The organism is Trichocoleus sp. DQ-A2 (assembly GCF_039961915.1).
Classification (GTDB): Bacteria; Cyanobacteriota; Cyanobacteriia; order Cyanobacteriales; family FACHB-T130; genus FACHB-T130.
Genome location: NZ_JAMPKD010000008.1, coordinates 1 through 19,808, shown reverse-complemented (window position 1 = coordinate 19,808; position 19,808 = coordinate 1). Strand labels below are relative to the sequence as shown.

Here is a 19,808-nt window from a genome sequence, read left to right as displayed (position 1 = left end):
AAGGAAAAATCGTGATTAATCAATCATTACCTCAAACCGAATTGTTTCCCTCCCTAGAACAAATTCAGGCAGTAAAATCCTACATTAAAAAAACTTGGAAAACCCTCTATCGCTCTCACGAGCATATTTTGGATGCTGCCCGCGACCCGAAAATTGGTCATATTCCTGGTAAAGGTTGGCCTATCTATGTCTCGCAATCAGAAGATCGAGCGCTCATTGAGGCATCTTTGCGGGAAGTTTTGAGCAACGAAGAATTTAATCAAATTGAAATTCGCACGTTACCGGCAGAAGTTGATCAAATTGAAGATCACGGGTTGCTCTATTTACCTCATGCCTATGTGGTTCCGGGCGGTCGTTTTAATGAGATGTACGGCTGGGATAGCTATTTTATCCAGTTAGGATTGTTGCGAGATGGAGAAATAGAATTAGCCAAAAGCTTGGTGGAACAGCTAATTTATGAAATTGAGCATTACGGCACGATTTTGAATGCCAATCGTACCTATATGCTGACGCGATCGCAACCTCCCGTCCTTACGCCGATGATTTTGGCTCTCTTCCAGCACACGCAGGATCGGGACTGGCTGCAATCAGTACTGCCAACCGTTGAACGTTTTTACTACTATTGGACATTACCCCCCCACCTGAATCAAGCAACCGGACTTTCGCGCTATTTTGCATTAGGTGAAGGTCCAGCGCCGGAAGTGTTAATTTCCGAGCGGGATGAAGAAGGGAGAACGCATTATGACCGGGTACGGGAATATTACCGAACTTTTGCAATCGAGGCTTACGATGTCAACTTGTATTATGACCGCCAGAGCGATCGCTTAACTGATTTATTTTACAAAGGCGATCGTTCCATGCGAGAATCTGGGTTTGACATCAGCAACCGTTTTGGCCCATTTAGTGTAGATATTATTCACTATGCGCCTGTTTGCTTGAATGTTTTGCTTTATAAAACAGAGCAAGATACCGCTCAGATAAACGATATTTTGGGATATGAAGAAATTGCTCATCAGTGGCGCGATCGCGCTCGCAACCGCCACAAATTAATTGACCGATTTCTTTGGGATGAAGAAGCTGGACTTTACTTTGATTACAACTTCCATACTGGCAAGCGTCGCCCCTACGAATTTGCCACCACATTTTATCCTTTGTGGGCTGGAATTGCATCTGAAGAACAAGCCAAAAGAGTGGTTGAAAATTTACCCGAATTTGAGGCACCGGGAGGATTACTCACCAGCACTCATGTAACCGGAAATCAATGGGATGCTCCCTTTGGTTGGGCACCTTTACAGTTAATTGCAGTTCAAGGACTTCATCGCTATGGTTATCACCAAGACGCCGATCGTTTAGCGAAAAAGTTTATATCTCTGCTAGCGCAAGAGTTTGAAAAATACGGAACGCTGGTAGAAAAATATGACGTTTGTAATTGCTCCGCCAATGTTTCCCATGAAATTCTCTTTGGCTACAGTTCCAACGAAATTGGCTTTGGTTGGACAAACGGAGTCTTCCTCGAACTGTTATCAACATTAGAATAACTGAAAATTTATAACGCAGAGTTAGTAAAAGGAAATCACCAAGGTACACAAAGTTAAATATTCCTTCGCGTACCTTTGGGATTCCCTTCGCGTACCTTTGCGTTTAAATTATTAAGATTCCCGTCCTGTTGCCCATCTATCGCGCCATTTTACTGTCCCTTCCGTGGCAATAACCCAGCGGCGACCGACAGTATTTTCGCGCAAGGGTGCCTGACCTTCACGCCACAGTGCATACTTGTAGGTAATTAATTTTCCAGCACTTTCATCAAAGGGAATTTCCCCAAACCAAGTATTAGTATTGATGAATTCTAGCGGATACGCCTTAGAGATATCCCAATTGCCTAACTCCGGACAATCTCCGATTACCACAACAGTTTCACCCGGCTGTGTCTGCACACCATTAAGTTGCACCCGCACAATCGTTTGCCCCTTGATGCGTTCCCCAACATGACTGATGACAATTACATCCCGCGCCTCTAGTTCCAAGTCTTGCAACTTTCCGTCTGTAACTTCAAACTTGCGCCGCATTAAAATATCGGTATGTTCGCCGTCTGGTAACTCCGTATCAATTGCTTCCAACTTAACAGCTTCCCCTCGATTCATCGCTACAAACAAAACAGAATCGCGGTAACGGCGTACATAACAATAAACGTCAGGCGTTAGATATTTTTGCCATTGACTCCCCATCGATACAGCTGGATTTAATCGCCGCAAACCTGATAGCAACCGGATATCTCGATAGAGGCGTGACTCGGTGTCCCAATTTTCCATCATCGGACGGTTGTATGGATCGTTCCCGTCGTTAGTATCATCGTGGAGATACTGTTCTGTACCGTAGTAGATACAGGGAATCCCACGGGAGGTCATAATCACAGCGATCGCTACCCGCAGCATCTCTGGATCGGGATTCAATGACTGGAAGCGGGGCATATCGTGATTATCAATAAATGTAATCAACTCCGTCGCCCCGCAGTAACGATGATCCAGATCCAGAACATCTTGAATCAGGTGAAATCCTCCTTCAGCACCCTGCGCCAAAGCCGCTCGGATTGCCAAACAAAAACCAAAATCTAGCATTGTCATGCCAGATTCATTGGCGAATTCTACCGAAAGGTCGCTTCGAGGGTCGCTAAAAATCCACTCGCCAAAGATAAAAACATCTGGTTTGTGAGTGGTAATATCCGCGTTAAATTCTTGCCAAAACCAGATCGGCATATGCTTTACAGTATCAACCCGTAAAGCATCAACTCCCCGGTCTAGCCATTGTTTAATGGCTGATTTAATGTAGTTTCGGTACTCGACGTTATTTTCGTTAAAAGTTGCTAAACCAGACAATTCACAATTTTGCACCTGCCACTCATCTTCCCAATTGGTAACTTCACCATAGTGGTGATACCAGTTATCTTTATCGTCATTAAAATCAGCAATTTTTACTCCATCGTCGTAGAGTTCTCCCTTCTTCCCGCTGAAATCTGGATTGCTGTGATTACACACAATATCCAACACCAGTTTCATCTTGCGTTTGTGTAACTCAGCAACTAATCTGTCAAAAACTGTATCTTTTGTATCTTGAGTTTTATTGAGCGAAGGTTCTTCATCCTTGCCAATAAAGCGAGGATTAATCCGTTTAAAATCCTTCGTCCAATAGCCATGAATTGCAGCTTGCTCAACAAATAATGCTTCCACTTGCTCAAACAGGGGGGTAAGCCAAACTGCGGTAACTCCTAAATCCTTTAAGTAATCTAGTTTTTCAATAATTCCCTGTAAATCTCCACCCCAATATTTACCCCAATCTTTTCGCTCTGGATCGTAAAGTTCTGGGTTTGGCCCTTCGCTGTTGTCAGGATCGCCGTCATAGAAACGATCTACAACAATGAAGTAAATGGTTTCCTGGCGAAATTCAATATCTCTGGTGTATAGAAACTCTAAATCAATATCACTTTCTGGTTTAGCTTCGATAACCAAAGACTCGATTTCTGCTTCTGAATTAGTAACTTCGTATTGAGATGACGAAGCTTGAGATGGAGGAGTTGATACCATAAAGTTTAGTGCGGCTAGTGTTGATAGAGGTGCGATTTTGGAAAGGTCTGTGCTGTCCGGCTAAGGAGTTCAAGCCTTCAGACTAACTTTTTATAAATCTAACGAATTGTTTCCTTTTTTGTATATATATCTGGAGATAGTAGACTAATGGGACAAACTCGTGATAAATAAAATAATTTTGTGGGAATTTTTAAAGCAACGAAATCTGCGGTTGGTTTGAAGGATTAGGTCTTACCCAACCGAACAGGGTGTTGGATTGAAGGAAGAAAGCCAACCTATAAAATACTTTACCCTCTTTTAAAGGCTACCGTGGACACACAAGTCTTCTTGAACTTGCAAGCGTCGTTTTATTCTCATAACCTCCCTTAAACAAGGGGAAAATCAAGTTAAAATCTCCCAATTTATTGGGGGGATGCTAGGGAAATCAACGTTTTGCAACTTAACTAAAGACGTGCGAACACCGTATCTTTTAGCCGAAAGAGAAATACAAGCAGATGTACACTCCCCCGATTAAATTTATTTTGTATGATCCGCAGATTAAATTTAATTTTTAAAATAAAAAGAAATTTTCCTAGATAATTAGTTACCACTGAGGATCTGCTTCAATTAGTTCTGAAGCTAATTTACTTTCTACAGGTTTGGAAAACAAATATCCTTGACCAAAATCACAATTGAGCGCTCTTAGTTGGGCTAATTGACCGGAAGTTTCTATTCCTTCAGCAATCACATTTATCCCCATCGTATGAGCCATTCTCATAATTGCGGGAACCAACCCTATATTTTCTTGACTACTTTCCATACGGTTAACGAAAGATTTGTCAATCTTCAGGGTATTAATTGGAAAGCAGTGCAAGTAACTTAAGGAAGAATAACCTGTTCCGAAGTCATCAAGGCTTAACTGAATTTGACGCTTCTTGAGTTCCTGAATAATTGCCATTGCTGATTGGCTATTATTTATAAGGACACTTTCTGTGATTTCTAATTTTAAGCTTTGTGGATTTAGTTGAGTTTTTTTAAAAATTTCGTCAATTTGCTCAATTAAGTTTGATTGGGAAAACTGCCGACCTGAAAGATTCACGCTAATTGTTAGAGGTTCTTGCGTGAGTTTCTGTTCTTGCCAAATCTTTAATTGCTGGCAAGCTTCCCGCATCACCCAAGTATCAATCTGAGTAATCAAACCTGTTTCTTCTGCAATTGGAATGAAGTCCAATGGAGAAATAAATCCTCGATGGGGATGATTCCAGCGCACTAACGCTTCAAATCCAGCAAGTTTGCCCGTATTCAGTGCAACAATCGGCTGATAATAAACTTGAAATTCTTGTTGATTTATAGCCTTTCGTAGGTCGGTTTCTAACTGTAAAAGCTGGATAGCTTCCTGGTGCATAGCTGGATCAAAAACGTGATACCGAGCTTTGCCACATGTCTTTGCATGGTACATAGCGGTATCTGCATCCCGCAACAAATATTCAGGTTGTTCATAATTAATATTCCCCAGAGCGATGCCAATACTGGCGCTCATGAATACTTCATGTCTGGATAGTTGAAAAGGATGCATCAGTTCTTGAAGAATTCGATCGGCAACTAGGGTAGCAGTGCAGGCATCATTAATTTGTTCAACGATGATTGCAAATTCATCCCCTCCTAATCGTGTTAGCGTATTGATGATGCTCAGACAGGGTTCGAGTCGGCGGGCGAGAGCCTTTTGGACACGCTTGGCAAATGCAATCAGCAGTTCGTCTCCCACCAGATGACCAAGAGAATCGTTGACGACTTTAAAGCGATCGCAATCGAGAAATAACACCGCAAACTGATAATCTGCCTCTTGCTTAGTCCGGCTGAGTGCGTTTTCGAGACGCTCCATGAAGACAGCCCGGTTGGGCAAGCCAGTTAACGGATCGTGCAACGCCATATCTAGCAGTTGGCTCTGGATTCGCTTGCGCTCAAGAATTTCTTCATTGAGTTCTTGATTCGTCCTTTCTAACTGACTGGTACGCTCCTTGACCCGATTTTCAAGCTCTGCGTTCAGTTCCAGAACTTTTACTTGTGCTTCTCTCAGAGCCAGTTGATTCTTGACGCGGACTAACACTTCTTCTACCTGAAACGGCTTGCTGATGTAATCGATTCCGCCAACCGTAAAAGCTTTTACCTTGTCAATCGCCTCATCGAGAGCGCTTAAAAAAATTACAGGAATCTCGCGGGTTTGCTCGTTCGCTTTCAGTTTTTCGCAGACCTCATAGCCATTCATTTGAGGCATATTGATGTCGAGCAAAATCAAATCGGGCGGTTTTGCCTGACACGCTTTTAGAGCAGTTTGTCCGTTCGTTACGCTGCGAACTTTATAGCCCTGATAACTTAACAAATCGGATAACAGCCGCAGATTGTTTGGCGTATCGTCAACAAGTAGAATATTTCCGTTTAGTGGAAATACGCGATCGCTATTCATTAGATAATTTGTTCGATTAAATCAGTGATCTGTTCAAACTGAAAGTTGTTGACACAATCCACCAGAGCATTGAATATTGGAGCCTTTGACTCCGCGATTTGCTCGGCGAGGCTCAAAATCAACTCCGCATCTGCCTCAATAGCGGCTTGATAGAGAGCTGCAATCCACTCAACAGGCATCTCTTGAAAGAACGAAGGACTTAGGAGAAACGATGAATTGGGTGTTGAGATTTCCGCACTCCCCCTAGGTCGGGGGGGGAAGCAACTTCCGCCTTCTAAGGACTCTTCATAAAGATAACGTACCCCTAAATGTTGAGCCATTTTTTCAAAGATAATTTCATTCCGGAAAGGTTTGCCGATGAAATCATCGCAGCCTGTTGACAAAATCAGGTTTCGCTGATCTTCAAAGGCACTAGCCGTTATCGCAATAATGACTACCGCCTGACCATTCACATCCGCTTTAATGCGTCGGGTAGCTTCATACCCGTCCATCACTGGCATCCGCATATCCATCCAGATCAGGTGCGGTTGCCAAGTCTTCCACAGGGCAAATGCCTCTAGACCATTTTCGGCTTCACGCACTTCAAATCCAACATCTGTCAGGAGTTTGACTAACAGGATGCGATTTTCCAGGCGATCTTCCACCACTAGGATGCGATATTGAAGTTGGTTCGGGACTAAACCAATCACCCTGGGTTGCGGCTGTGTCGTTTGAATATCAGTCGCTTCAGCTTGACGAATCTGGATATCAAATGAAAATCGCGTTCCCCGATCTACTTGGCTGCTGACTGCAATATCTCCTCCCAGAAGTTGCACAAATTTGCGGCTAATTGGTAGACCTAATCCAGTTCCTTGCTGAGATTGCCGACCTGTTTCTGTTTGGGAAAAAGCTTCAAATAATTTGTCTACTTCTTGTGGGGAAATACCAGGGCCGGTATCTTCGACTTCAAACACCAAACGGTGATTGGGAATGGATAATGAGGAATGAGATTTCTGCGGATTATCGATTTGATGTCTAACTCGCAAGGTGACACCGCCGGATGAAGTAAATTTGATGGCATTTCCGAGGAGATTCATCAAGATTTGCCGCAATTTACTTTCATCTGTTTGCACGTATTGAGGAATATCTGGGGCATAGTCTAAGATAATCTGTAATCCCTTGGATTTCGCTTTTAATCGAAACATCTCTTCTAGGTTGTCCAAGAGGCGAATTAAGTCAAAGCAATTTTCATGAATAGTTGTTCTGCCTGCCTCAATCTTGGACATTTCTAGAATGTCGTTGATTAATTCCAAGAGATGTTCGCCACTTCGATTAATGATTCCCAGATATTCCTGATGAGCTTTGGATAGAGATGAGTCAAGGTTCATCACTTGGGTAAAGCCGAGGATGGCATTGAGTGGCGTTCTCAGTTCGTGGCTCATGTTGGCGAGAAATTGGCTTTTGGCGTGGTTGGCAACCTCGGCAGCTTCTTTCGCTCTGCGTAATTCTGCCTCAGCCTGAAAGCGATCGCTAATATCGATCATCAAACCATCCCAGAGAATATTCCCATCCGCTTGCTTTTCCGGTCGAGAATCCCCTTGAATCCATTTGATGTTCCCTTGCACAATAATTCGCCAGATGCCATGCCAATGTTTTAGCGTATTCGCTGAGACAGCGATCGATTCAATGACATTGGGTAAGTCATCTGGATGAACGACATCAAATATTAAAGATATATTCTGCTGAACCGCTTCTGGAGAAAGACCAAAGATTTCTTGGCAAACGGGGCTGATATACGGAAAACTCATCATCCCATCCGGACGCATCATAAATTGATAAATCATGCCCGGTATGTTTGTTGCCAAATTTTGATACCGACTGTTGCTCCGTTGCAATGCCTCCTCGACCCGTTTGCGCTCGATAATTTCAGTGGTGGCTTTTTCAAAGAGCGTGCATTGCTGGATAGCGATCGCCAATTGCACAGATAACTGTCTGAGACATTCGATTTCGGAGGAGTGCCACTCCCTTGGGCCTTCACAGTGCTGGGCAATCAGCAATCCCCACAAATTTTCTCCTTGCAAAATCGGAACCACCAAGTTTGCTTTCACCTCAAACTGGCTGAGTAAATCAATATGGCACTCATTTAGACCCGCGTTGTAAATATCCGCCATCGCTCGAATGCGACCTTGCTGGTAAAGGGGGACATAGGTTTCCACAAAGCAGCCGTCTTGAATATTGCTTCCGACAATTGGCGTCCAATCCTCGCCCACTGACTCGACAGCCACAACCCCGCTCCAGTCTAAATTAAAGTGGTAAATAATTGTCCGATCGGTTGCCAAAAATTGTCGGACTTCATCCACGGCTGTTTTCAAGACTGCCTCTAGGTTAAGAGAGGAGCGAATGCGTTCTTGGATAGTCCCCACCAACCGTTCCCGCAAAAATTGCTGTTGCAAGGCAATTTCCGCTTGTTTGCGATCGCTAATGTCCCGGCAGATGCAAACCCGAAATCCCTCTTCGGTATAAGTCAGAGAAATTTCTAGGAAAAAGGTGCTTCCATCCTGCTTTTTACCGATTGCTTCTCCACACCATTCTCCCTCTCGTAACAGAATGGGAACAACTTCTTGAGCCAAGCGATTAATTTCATCTGGGTAAAAAAGTTTGTGCCAAGTCTTACCCAAAAGGTCATTGATGTTGTCGTATCCAAAAATCTTGATATGAGCATCGTTCAGATAGATGTACTCATCCTCGGCATTGAGAATCGCCATACCATCCAATGCCGACTCTACCGCGACTAACTGCCGCCGCAGTTCGCTTTGAGCATTGACAAGCTCTTCTTGTGCCTGTTGACGAACTCTAATTTCTTGCTGTAGCTGTTGATTTTGGCAGTCGAGATAGGCACGGTGTTGTTTTTCCTGCTCTAAGAGGGAAGCTTGAGCGATCGCAATCCCGACTTGAGCCGCAACAGACTCTAATAGTTCAATCTCGTCTGCTGTCCACTGACGGATGCGATCGCACTGATGCAAGCCAATTGCGCCGTTCGGTTCTCCCTGGTAAGAAGTCCGCACTGCTAGCATCGACTTTAGACCGATCTGGCGGCAAAATGGCTCAGCCGCTTCTAAAAGAGGTTCAGCATAAACATCTGGTGAGGAGATGGCGACATCTTGCGCCAGCATTTTCTCTCCATGCGGATTGCCGACAACTGGAATCTCCAAAGAAAGCAGCGATGAATAACCAGGAGCCACAAACTCAGCGACTATAGGAATTCTGGGTTCGGGTCGGGCAACGTAGGTATGAATCAGGCAGCGGTCGATCCTGAGTAGCTGAGAAATTTGTTCGGCAGCGGTGGCAAAGATGTGCTGAGGTTCTAAACTAGAGCGGATTTCTTCGGCAATCTGCTTGAGCAGGACAGTCCGGCTAAATTGATTGGTCAGCGCTTCTACTGCCATTCGCTCCTCGGTGATATCCGCTTGAATCCCCACATAGTGAGTCAAGCGCCCTAAAGCATCTCGTACCGGAGCAATAGAAAATTCATTCCAAAATAAGCTGCCGTCTTGGCGATAGTTCCGCAGTACGACGCGACACTCTCTGGCTTCGCGCAGTGCCAGCCGCAGCTCCTCAAGAGCGGGTTGGGTGGTGTCGGGTCCCTGTAAAAAGCGGCAATTTTTGCCCAGAGTTTCTGCTGCCGAGTAACCCGTGATGGACTCAAAAGCTGGATTGACGTAAATCACTGGCGTGTCGGGCAGTTGGGCATCGCTAATGACAATACCATTGCTAGAAGCAGCGATCGCTCGCTCCAGCAGTCGCAGCCGCTCTTCTGAGTGCTTGCGATCGCTGATGTTTAAGGAATACCCAACGCACTCAATGGGATTACCCGCTTCGTCTTTGACCAATTTCATCTGATCGTAGAGCCAGCGATAAGTTCCGTCCTTGTGCAAAAAGCGGTATTCGTAGGCGTAATCTCCTGTAACAAACAGTCGCGGTAATTCAGCAAAGACGCGACTAACATCTTCTGGATGGATGTGGCTTGCCCAAAAAGTTCCATCTTCGAGAAATTCTTGGGCTTCATAGCCTAAAACTGTCTTGATATTCTCACTGACAAAGGTGATGTCATAATTCCCCGATGCCTTGCAGCTATAAATAATTCCCGGACTAGAGGTGAGCAGATGTTGCAGGCGTTCGGTCGCCGAGCGCAGTGCCACCTCCGCTTGTTTACGAGCAGTGATTTCCATCACCACTCCCCCAACGCCAGAAAGCCGATTATCCTCGTCTGGTATGGGAAAGAAAGAAACCATCCAGTCTCGAACAATACCCGGTTGGCTCGGTACTTCACCGCTGATTTCTTGGTTGAGAATAGATTCGCCTGTTGCGAACATTCGCCGATAGAGAGGTTCCAGCTTAGGGGCGATATCGGGGATGACTTCACAGAGGCTCTTGCCAATCATGTCACCCGCGGGGAAACCATTCACCTCTGCCAGGAGTTCGTTGATTTGCACAAATCGCAGTTGCTCGTCCATGATGCTCAATCCGACAGGAGCCGAGCTGAAAAAGGCATTCAGGCGAGCTTCCCGCAAGGCGAGTTCTCGTTCTAAGGCAATGCGAACGACTTCGTCGCGCTTCGCTCCGCTAACGTCTTTATGCGTCCCCGTCATCCGCAGCGCCACACCAGAGCGATCGCGCTCCATCACCTTACCATGACACAAAATCCACTTCCATTCGCCTGATTTTGAGCGCATCCGCAATTCAATTTCGGAAACGGGTGTTTTACCTTCCCGATGCAAGGTTAAAGAGTCTATCGCCCTAGAGGTATCCTCTGGATGTACTAGCCGCTCCCAGGACTGGTAACTGTTCTCAATCTCCTCTGGCTCATACCCCAGCATCTTCTTCCATTGCCGGTCGAAATACATCTCTCCGGTCGTTAAATTCCAATCCCATATCCCTAAGGCACTCCCATCTAACGCCATTTGCAGCCGTTCTTCGCTGCTTCTGAGAGCGGCTTCGGCAAGTTTGCGCTCAATCAGCCAACCTAACTGAGCCGCTACCGCACTTACTAGCTCAAACAAATGCCGATCTTCTGCACTTTTGTGACGTTTAAAGAAAACTAACACTGCCAGCACTCGCTGATTGGCGAGAATTGGCACGCCCAAACCCGTTTTTAATCCAACTTTTGCGGCGATTTGCGATCGCACAAAGGTTTCCTGCGTGGCTTCGGAAACATCTTCGACCCATTCTGGTTGCTGCGATGACCAAACGCGCCCTGGCAGACCCACGTTGGATCTAAATGTGACTGTTTCGCTATGGCGTCGGAATTCTTCAACCGAGCTATGTTGCAAAGCGACGACCGCATCGCGATCGCACCCGTACCAACCCGGACTATTTTTTAAAACTGTACCATCATCAGACGGAACCCAAGTTTCTCCCAAATCCCAGCCGATTGTCGTACAAATTAACCGCAGAATAATTGCTAAAGCAGTATCAACGTCAACAGAACGATTGATGGCTTGGGTTGCTTCCAGCAACAGACGAATTTCAACTTCTGCTTGCTTTCTTTCAGTAATATCGCTGGTCGTGCCGAGAATCTGCTTCACCTTGCCGTCAGCGGTTCTCGCAAACAGAGTATCCCGATTGAGCAGAGTCCGCCATTCTCCATTTCGATGCCTCATCCGGTACTCATTCTCAAAGATTTCGCTGTCAGAGGCGTCCTCGAATTGTTGGAAATATTCCGGCAGTCTAGCGAAATCGTCAGGATGCATCAGCTTCTGGAAATCTAACCCCGTTTCTTGAATTTCTTGGGGCGTATACCCTAAAGTCGCGCCGATTTCACGATTAATATAAACATTGCGCTGCTCGCTCAGATCGTAGAGAAACAAAACATTGGGACTGGCTTCAGCAATCCGCTCAATGAAATGCTGACTCTGGAGTAACTCCTGCTGTGTCTGTTTATGTTCGGCGATTTCAGATTCTAGATTATGCAGCGTTTTTAATAACTCGGCGGTGCGATCGCTGACCCGAATTTCTAACTCATCGTTGACACGGCGTAATGCTTCTTCTGCCTGCACCCGGATTGCAATCTCGTTCTGGAGTTCCTGGTTGAGAATCTCTAGTTGTTCGGGCGTTTCCAAAGCTAGGAATTGCGGCAGCAGCGTTACCAATTTTAGAGCCGTGTAGCACGAAACCAAGGCAGTCAGCGCTTTCTCAATTCCTGTCAGCCAGTAAACTGGATGCCAAAGCGTCCAGATTTCCATCAGGTGCCCGGTACCGCAGAGAATAGTAAAGGCTCCAAATAAGGCAAATATCCCTTGAAAGGGAATATCTTTCCGCTTGTGGATGAAGTAGATGAGCATCGCCGGAATCGAGAAGTAGGCGATCGCAATCAACAAGTCAGAAACCAGGTGAAGCCATACCAGTTTCGTTTGCCAAAGGTAGCAGTGACCGTGAGGGATAAATTGTCTTGAAGAAAACAATTCTTTTAAAAGCTTCCACATATTACGATCTTTGGCTATAATTTGGAGTTATTCCCGATGCATAAAGATACGGTTAGATAAGCTTCCCAGCTTTAGCTTTTGCCGCGACCCCTCAAGCGCATTCGACTCAGAGTTGAAGCTCAAACTGATGGATAGCTGAGTCTTGGGTTTCCATAACAGCGAGTAATATGCAGAAGAATCTGCTAGAGATTGAGCAAGTTGAGTCAGTACAACACTTGATTCAAGATTGATTCCCCATCTTTAGATAGATATTCTTCATTATTAAACATGACAATTCTATTTGGGTAAGTCAAGGGAAGAATTTAGTTTTATCTGTCTGTCTCGAACCCCTCTTCCCCCCAGATCAGCTAAATTTGCTTGTCCATAGTTGGTGGGAGAGGCAGTTTAAGGTTTATGAATTTTGTTTGTATACGTGACAACAACTATCTACCGATCGCCTACATAAAGCCTTTCTTCATAACTGCTTTTATCAGACTAAAACGGTTGAGTCAGATTCTGGTAAATTTGCCAAGATTTAGCTGGAATCTCTGGAGTGCCCTAAATTGGGCATTGCTAAATCAAAGTTTAATTCAGCAATGTCAGGTAAAGGATCGCGATCGCAAAACGGTTGTCACATTGCAAAATCGCTTTGTAAATGTGGAAAAAGTGAAACTTGCCACTAGGTGACGAGCTATTAATTTAAAAAATTTTCTTCAGTCGATGAGAGACATAAAAGCCCGATCCCTGACTCACTCCTCGCAGAAACTTAGTTAGCAAAGTCCATGTGAAGCCAAGCAATCTTCAACTGGCAGCAAAAAGATATAGAAATATTTAAGAATCTGCTCAAATACTGTTGAGAAATCAGGTTGAGGGTAGACTGATTGATGGCAGCGATCGCTCTACAACTCAGGAGTTGCCATTGGGGCAATTATACGCTGATCGTGATTGACTCTCCCGGCTGATGGGGCTGGGGTGTCGATTCATTAAGTGCGAAGGGAAATTAAGATTCAAGGCAGTGTGGAAGAGAAAGCGATCGCTGGTCAGCTCGCTCTAGAATCTCTTCCCGGTTCGTCTGCATTTAAAGCTCAGCGAGAGGAGCCAGCGGCACAGACTCAGACCCATTAAGGCGCTCCAATTCACTGCTCGTTGCTATACCAATTCTCTAGGATTCGTGAAGGAAAAATCGGGGAGCTAAATCCTCCCATCTCACTACTCCTATATACCCATAATTGTGCAATTCATTAATCAATCGATTAACTATTAGCAATCTCAAGCAAAACAAACTCAATAAATTTTTTAGCCGTCTATCCTTGTCTCTGTCAAACTATTATTGCTATTCAATTGAGAATTTGTGAGAATTGTCGGGTTTGAACTTTCAGTTGCATCGTTTCCGACATCAAAACTGACCGTATAAACAGATGCATCAGGCGCGTACACTTCAATTTTGTAATTGCCAGCAGAAGGCAGCAATGCTTGCCACTGTGCGCCATCGGTAATCGTCCCGACCGTTTGCCCTTCCGGATCGATTACGGTGATATTGACGTTGCCTTCTACCGCTGCCACTGTCAATAGCTGCCCCTCAGTGGCGGAAAGAGAGAAAGAGTGGCACTGATTAGGTTCTAAGTTGCCACCCATCGTTGTTTGTGTAGAACCTGAGTGGAAGTTGACTTCCTGAGTGAATAGCGTATCTGCTGGGATTGACTCCTCTGGGGGGCAGTTATCTATCGGTGCTGAAAGCGTCTCTTGGGGAGTTTTAGGTTGCTCTTGTTTTCTTCTTTTTGGAGCCAGCCGACAGACGATCGTGGAGCCGCCGCTACCTAGCAAACCCAGCGCTGGTGCTGCGACAGGTACCCAACCTGCCTGCATAAAGAAATAGAAGCCGGTAACGAACAAAATGCCCAGCGTTGCAGTTCCAACCACAATCAATCGCAGGGGATGACGGATTCGCCAAGCTAAAATGCCGCCAACGGCTGCCCATCCCACAATCCATAGCACCTCAACCCATTCCGACCAAGACCAAAACAAAGGTCGCTTGTCTAGAACAACGCTGAGGATTTGGCTGACGGTCTGTGCTTGCACCCTTACCCCAAACATCTTACGACTGCCCCCGTAGGGAGTATAAAAAACGTTATCAACTGTGGGTGAGGTGACACCGATCAGAACAATGCGATCTTTCACCCAATCGGGGTTAATCTGACCTTTCAAAACTTCAGTGAGCGTTACCTGCTGGGCGATATTATGAGCGGAGCGATAATCGAGCAGGATCTGGTAGCCGCCTGAATCTGCCTGCTGGTATCCTCCAAAATTGGCTTCTAGGGGTTTGAAGACAATTGAATTGAGCTGGAGATAATTTTTTGGGTGCGGTTGTGCCTCGATTCCCAGTTGTTCCAGGTAGCGCAGTGCCAGACGCGCACCGAGGGAGTAGGGGGTCTTACAGGCACCGACATCGGAAGTCGCAAACAGGAGACTGCGGCGAACGGCGTTATCGGGATCGATCACCAAATCGTCGAAGCTAAGGCGGTCTTCCGGGACAATTTTTGGCGGTGCAACTCCAGGATTATCGATATCGCTGATTTTGCAGACGGTAATGATGCGATCGCTCTTTTGTAATTGCCTGGATAATTCTGCATGACCAGGTTCCATCGGGATGTCGCGATAGATATCCAAACCGATGACTCGTGGTTGATGCCGTTCTAGTTGCGCTAACAGCTGATGCAGAGTCCGGTCGGATAGCGGATATCTGTTTTGAGCTTTGATATCTGCTTCGGTGATTTCGACGACTAGGAGGCGAGGATCTGGCCCTTCCATTGGGGATGAACGATCTAAGTCTCCCAATACCCGTGTCGCAAACCGTAACCGCACCATCTGATCGAAGGTTGCCAGTTCCAAGGACTGCAAACCTCCCAGTTGTCGTACACCCAGCAGCAAGCCGGTAGCAAGGATACTGGCGATCGCTAAACGGATCGGCGATGCCTTTTTCTCAAGGACACCCGCGCGATCGCTAATTTTTTCCCCGCTTTTGTCGGCAATATTTTCTGGATCAAATTTTTCTGCAACGGGCGTATTTTCAGATAACGATACCTCTGTCAATGAAGCGATCGCTTGGCTGACTTCTGTAGCGGACTGGTAGCGATCGCGGAAGTGGTATCGTACCATCTTGTCTAAAATTGCTGCTAGGCGATCGCTGACCTTTACTTTATCCCGCCAAATAATCTCAGAGGTTTCAGGATCTTCTGGTAGCTGGTTCGGTCTTAACCCAGTCAGCAGTTGGATGGCAGTGATCCCCAAGGCATAGATATCGCTGCTGTATTTTGGCTTACCCGCTAGTTGTTCGCTCGGCACATAACCTTGAGTGCCAATTCCGACTGTAATGCTGGTCTGATCGGTTCCACTCGTCAACTGGGTGCGGATTTCCTTGACCGCGCCAAAGTCAATTAAAACTAATTTGCCGTCCTGTCGCCGCCGGATCAAATTGCTCGGCTTGATGTCGCGGTGGATGACTTGATAAGCATGAACAAACTCCAGGATGCCCAGTACATCCTGCAAGAACTGAATAATTTCAGATTCGCTCAGTCGCGTACCTTGGTGCAATTCATCGCTCAGCGGCGAACCTTCAATGAACTCCTGCACCAGGTAAAATTGTTGATCTTGTTCAAAGTAAGCTAGCAGATGAGGGATTTGTTGGTGGTGGCCCAGTTTTTCAAGCGTTTTTGCCTCGGTTTTGAACATCCGTCGAGCCACCTGCAAAAAAGCAGGATCTTGACGAGCAGGTTTGAGGTGCTTTACAACACACTTAGGGTTTCTCGGTCGCTGCGTATCCTCGGCAATGTAAGTTTGACTAAATCCTCCAGCTCCTAGGACTTTGACAACTTTATAGCGCCCTCCCAGTTGTGTTCCCAGCATGGTCGCTCAGTATGCATCAATCCTGATTTTGGCATACAACTCAGTTTTGCTGAGCTTGGTTATTTATCTGTTGTCAGTTGTCGCTCGTTAATGATTTTTCTCATCCCCGTGACAAGTCGTTCTTAATTGCTTGTCAACAAGATTTCCGATAGCCGTATGGTAGTAAGAAGCGATGCTTGTTACCAACTTTTCCAAATGCAGATGATTCAAGGTACAACCAAACTTTTAGGGGTGATTGGTCATCCCATCGGGCATTCCCTATCGCCGGTGATGCACAATGCGGCGATCGCTCATTTAGGATTAGATTGCGTTTATGTACCTTTGTCGGTCGCGCCGGAAGATTTAGAGAAAGCGATCGCCGGTTTTGCCGCAATGGATAATTTTGTGGGCTTTAGCGTTACCATTCCCCACAAACAGGCAATTATCCCCCTGCTATCAGAAGTATCAGACATTGCCCAAGCGATAGGAGCCGTCAACACCGTTACGAAGACGGATAAGGGATGGATGGGCACGAATACGGATGTTGAAGGCTTCCTCGCCCCCCTGGAAGCTGACCAGGGCGATTGGAGCCAAAGTGTAGCGGTCATTTTAGGCAATGGTGGTGCGGCGCGGGCAGTGGTTGCCGGTTGTAAAAAACTAGGTTGTGCCCAAATCCATGTTGTTGGGCGAAACCGGGAGAATTTAACCGCTTTTCAAAATAGCTGGCGCAATTCATCTTTACCAGTAGAAATCAGCACCCATTCTTGGGAAGAACTCCCGAATCTGATTTCTCAAGCATCTTTGTTAGTCAATACAACACCTGTTGGGATGTACCCGAAGGTTGACGAGTCTCCCTTAGATGCAGAAGCGATCGCCAATTTGCCAGAAGGCGCGATCGCTTACGATCTAATTTACAAACCCAACCCTACCCGGTTTCTGCAACAAGCACAAAGACAAGGCGCAATTATCGTTGATGGACTGGAAATGCTCGTCCAACAAGGAGCCGCCGCCCTGAAAATCTGGTTAAACCGCGAGCCGCCAGTGGACGTGATGCGCCAATCTCTACAAAAACAATTAAAGATCAAAAATTAAATCCAGCGTGCAATTTTTGGGCTTTCTTCCCTAATGGAGCGGGGACTGGAGGATCTTGTCAGAATTTGCTTGACATTTCGATTTTCTACCCTCCTGAAAAAAAGGAGCTAAGAAAAAATTGCACATTAGTGTAACCTGAGAAAAGATGCAATTCTGAGCAAATTTACGGATATTCAAATCAAGTTATTGTGTCACCAGGCTTTTTTCTGCGAATTTTTACTGACTTATATATTACAATTTATTAAAATCCCTTTTCTAGGTAAAAAGGTAATCTCTTGGGAGTCTTACTGAAGAAAATTGATTTCCTCTTTTACATCAATCTTGTAACATTTGCAGTAGCTTAGATATCATTTCACTCAATCTTTACAGGTTGACGTGTAAATCTACTTACTAATTTAAAGATTAAGTAAAGATACTGCCGTACGGATGTGGTATTAAGTACTTGTTGCGTAGTATAGAGCAGCCCTAAAACCGTAAGTTTGCGTACCTTACAGGAGCCGCTAATTTTTATGGATCTTTGTACGGATCTCAAGATTAGAGGATCAGACTTCTCTGAAGTCTGGAGAGGCTGAATCTGAGAACATCGCTCAGGCTCTAAGTTTAGCTGCAAGTATTTGATTTTATTGACTTTAAAGAGGAATAAAGATATATGGTGGAAAGCCGCAAAGATATTAAAAACAATCCCACGCTTCCTGGATTGCCACCCCTATTGCGGGTTCCATCAGAATCATTGCAAATCGCTGAATTAGGTCTTCCCACGGCTTTAGCAGGCTCTAAGAATTTCGAGAAATTAGGGGAAGAGCGTGGGTACGCCCATACACGCCCACTCCGTTTTTCTTTAGTGGTTCCTACCTATAACGAAGGGGACAACATCCGGGAGATTGTCCGATTACTGACTCAGCTGTTGGATGGAGCTATCCCGAATGACTATGAACTGATTGTGGTCGATGATAATAGCCCCGACGGAACTTGGGAAATCGCTCAGGTTCTGATGTTGGAGTATCCGCATCTGCGAGTGATGCGGCGGATTGAAGAACGGGGACTTTCGACAGCGGTAATTCGCGGCTGGCAGGCAGCGCGGGGAGAGATATTAGGCGTAATTGATGCCGATCTCCAGCATCCACCAGAGTTGTTATTGCAGCTGTTAGCGAAAATGGATCGGGGCGCAGATTTGGCGGCGGCTAGTCGCCATGTGGAAGGTGGCGGTGTCAGCGACTGGAGTATTGTACGTAGATTTTTATCTCGTGGTGCCCAGATGCTGGGGTTAATACTGCTGCCTGGAGTAGTGGGTCGTGTCTCCGATCCGATGAGTGGTTATTTTTTGGTACGCCGCGAGTGCTTGGTGGGAAAAACACTGAGTCCGGTGGGTTACAAGATTTTGATTGAGGTGCTGGGTCGGGGCGATATCCGTTGGATTGCTGAAGCAGGCTACGTGTTTCAAGAACGCCAAGCGGGGGAAAGTAAGGTCAGTGCGAAGCAATATGTAGATTATCTGCGGCATTTGCTGAGGTTACGCCTTTCCCGCTGGCCCATTGGTCGATTTCTCCGATTTGGTGCAGTCGGTTTCAGTGGCGTATTTGTAGATATGGCAGTCTTTTATCTGCTGCGTACCCAAGTGGGATTGGGACTGACGAGCAGTGCAGCTTTGGCTTCGGAGTTGGCAATTATCAATAATTTCTTGTGGAATGACAGCTGGACTTTTGCTGACATTTCCAGTCGCCAACAGGGATGGAACAAGCGGTTCAAGCGGCTGTTGAAATTTAATCTGGTCTGTCTGAGTGGGCTGGTATTAAACCTTTTGATCCTGAATTTGCTGTTCAATGTCCTGGGTGTGAATCAATACGTTGCGAAGCTAATTGCGATCGCTGCCGTGACTTTGTGGAATTTCTGGATCAATCTAAAACTCAGCTGGCGGGTGACGGAAACTAAGTAATCTGAGTCTTTAATCATTAGTCCTGAGTTATTCGTCGTGAGTCTATCAATGGCTCTTGACCCATAACTCTTAACCCAAAGAAAAAAGGCGATCGCCCTTAACGCGATCACCTTTTTTTTATTTCTCTCCTACTAAACTTTCCCTAACTGTAGAAAAAGTCTCTAGCATCCAGTCAAACAAGTAAACTCATAACCGAGAGTTGTAGGGTTACTTCCTGTTTGGATGATACTCAAACTCCGATGAGAATTATCCCTCTTCTGTCACTTTCCGGGTATTCTGAATAAAAGAAGAAAAAAAGAAAACCCTGAAAGCTAAGTAGGGCAATGAATGTAGAATTACAAATCCTGAAACATTTGGCAAGAGATGCTCACCCAACAGTTGCCATTATAGATGAATATTGTGCCGAGTATAAAGACCTATTTAAAGAAGTAAGAAATTAT

The 19,808-nt window shown here is 45.6% G+C and carries 9 protein-coding genes; 5 read left to right on the top strand and 4 right to left on the bottom strand.

The genetic code is table 11. The features are described 5' to 3' along the window. Positions 1-14 precede the first annotated feature (14 nt). The gene (locus tag NC997_RS09480) at positions 15-1,538 is read left to right on the top strand and encodes a trehalase family glycosidase (RefSeq protein ID WP_190527271.1); all 1,524 of its coding nucleotides are present in this window, start codon (positions 15-17) and stop codon (positions 1,536-1,538) included. 111 nt (positions 1,539-1,649) lie between these two features. Here the strand turns inward: NC997_RS09480 and NC997_RS09475 are convergent, their stop codons facing one another. From NC997_RS09475 to NC997_RS09465, 3 genes are all read right to left on the bottom strand, one after another. Further along, complete coding sequence (locus tag NC997_RS09475) at positions 1,650-3,578, bottom strand: alpha-amylase family glycosyl hydrolase (RefSeq protein ID WP_190527006.1); 1,929 nt, start codon at positions 3,576-3,578, stop codon at positions 1,650-1,652. Positions 3,579-4,161: 583 nt separating this feature from the next. Then, positions 4,162-6,021 (bottom strand): GGDEF domain-containing response regulator, encoded by a 1,860-nt coding sequence (locus NC997_RS09470; RefSeq protein ID WP_190527004.1) that lies wholly within the window; start codon positions 6,019-6,021, stop codon positions 4,162-4,164. After that, the gene (locus tag NC997_RS09465; protein WP_190527002.1) at positions 6,021-12,482 is read right to left on the bottom strand and encodes a PAS domain-containing protein; all 6,462 of its coding nucleotides are present in this window, start codon (positions 12,480-12,482) and stop codon (positions 6,021-6,023) included. Before NC997_RS09465 ends, NC997_RS09470 begins: the two co-directional genes overlap by 1 nt. Before the next feature lie 393 nt (positions 12,483-12,875). Between NC997_RS09465 and NC997_RS09460 the strand changes: the two genes are divergently transcribed. Together NC997_RS09460 and NC997_RS09455 are read left to right on the top strand one after the other, a co-directional pair. Then, entirely contained in the window at positions 12,876-13,148 is a 273-nt protein-coding gene (locus NC997_RS09460; RefSeq protein WP_190527000.1) for a hypothetical protein, read from the top strand. Positions 13,149-13,448: 300 nt separating this feature from the next. Then, on the top strand, positions 13,449-13,586 hold the full coding sequence (locus tag NC997_RS09455; protein WP_190526998.1) for a hypothetical protein: 138 nt from the start codon (positions 13,449-13,451) through the stop codon (positions 13,584-13,586). Between the two features lie 171 nt (positions 13,587-13,757). Here the strand turns inward: NC997_RS09455 and NC997_RS09450 are convergent, their stop codons facing one another. Further along, entirely contained in the window at positions 13,758-16,364 is a 2,607-nt protein-coding gene (locus NC997_RS09450) for a CHASE2 domain-containing protein (protein WP_190526995.1), read from the bottom strand. Positions 16,365-16,565: 201 nt separating this feature from the next. Here NC997_RS09450 and NC997_RS09445 point away from each other — a divergent pair, with 201 nt between their 5' ends. Next, the gene (locus NC997_RS09445; protein WP_190527269.1) at positions 16,566-17,435 is read left to right on the top strand and encodes a shikimate dehydrogenase; all 870 of its coding nucleotides are present in this window, start codon (positions 16,566-16,568) and stop codon (positions 17,433-17,435) included. Positions 17,436-18,084: 649 nt separating this feature from the next. Further along, positions 18,085-19,368, top strand: coding sequence for a glycosyltransferase (locus tag NC997_RS09440; protein WP_190526993.1), 1,284 nt, complete (start codon positions 18,085-18,087; stop codon positions 19,366-19,368). Positions 19,369-19,808: the final 440 nt, after the last annotated feature.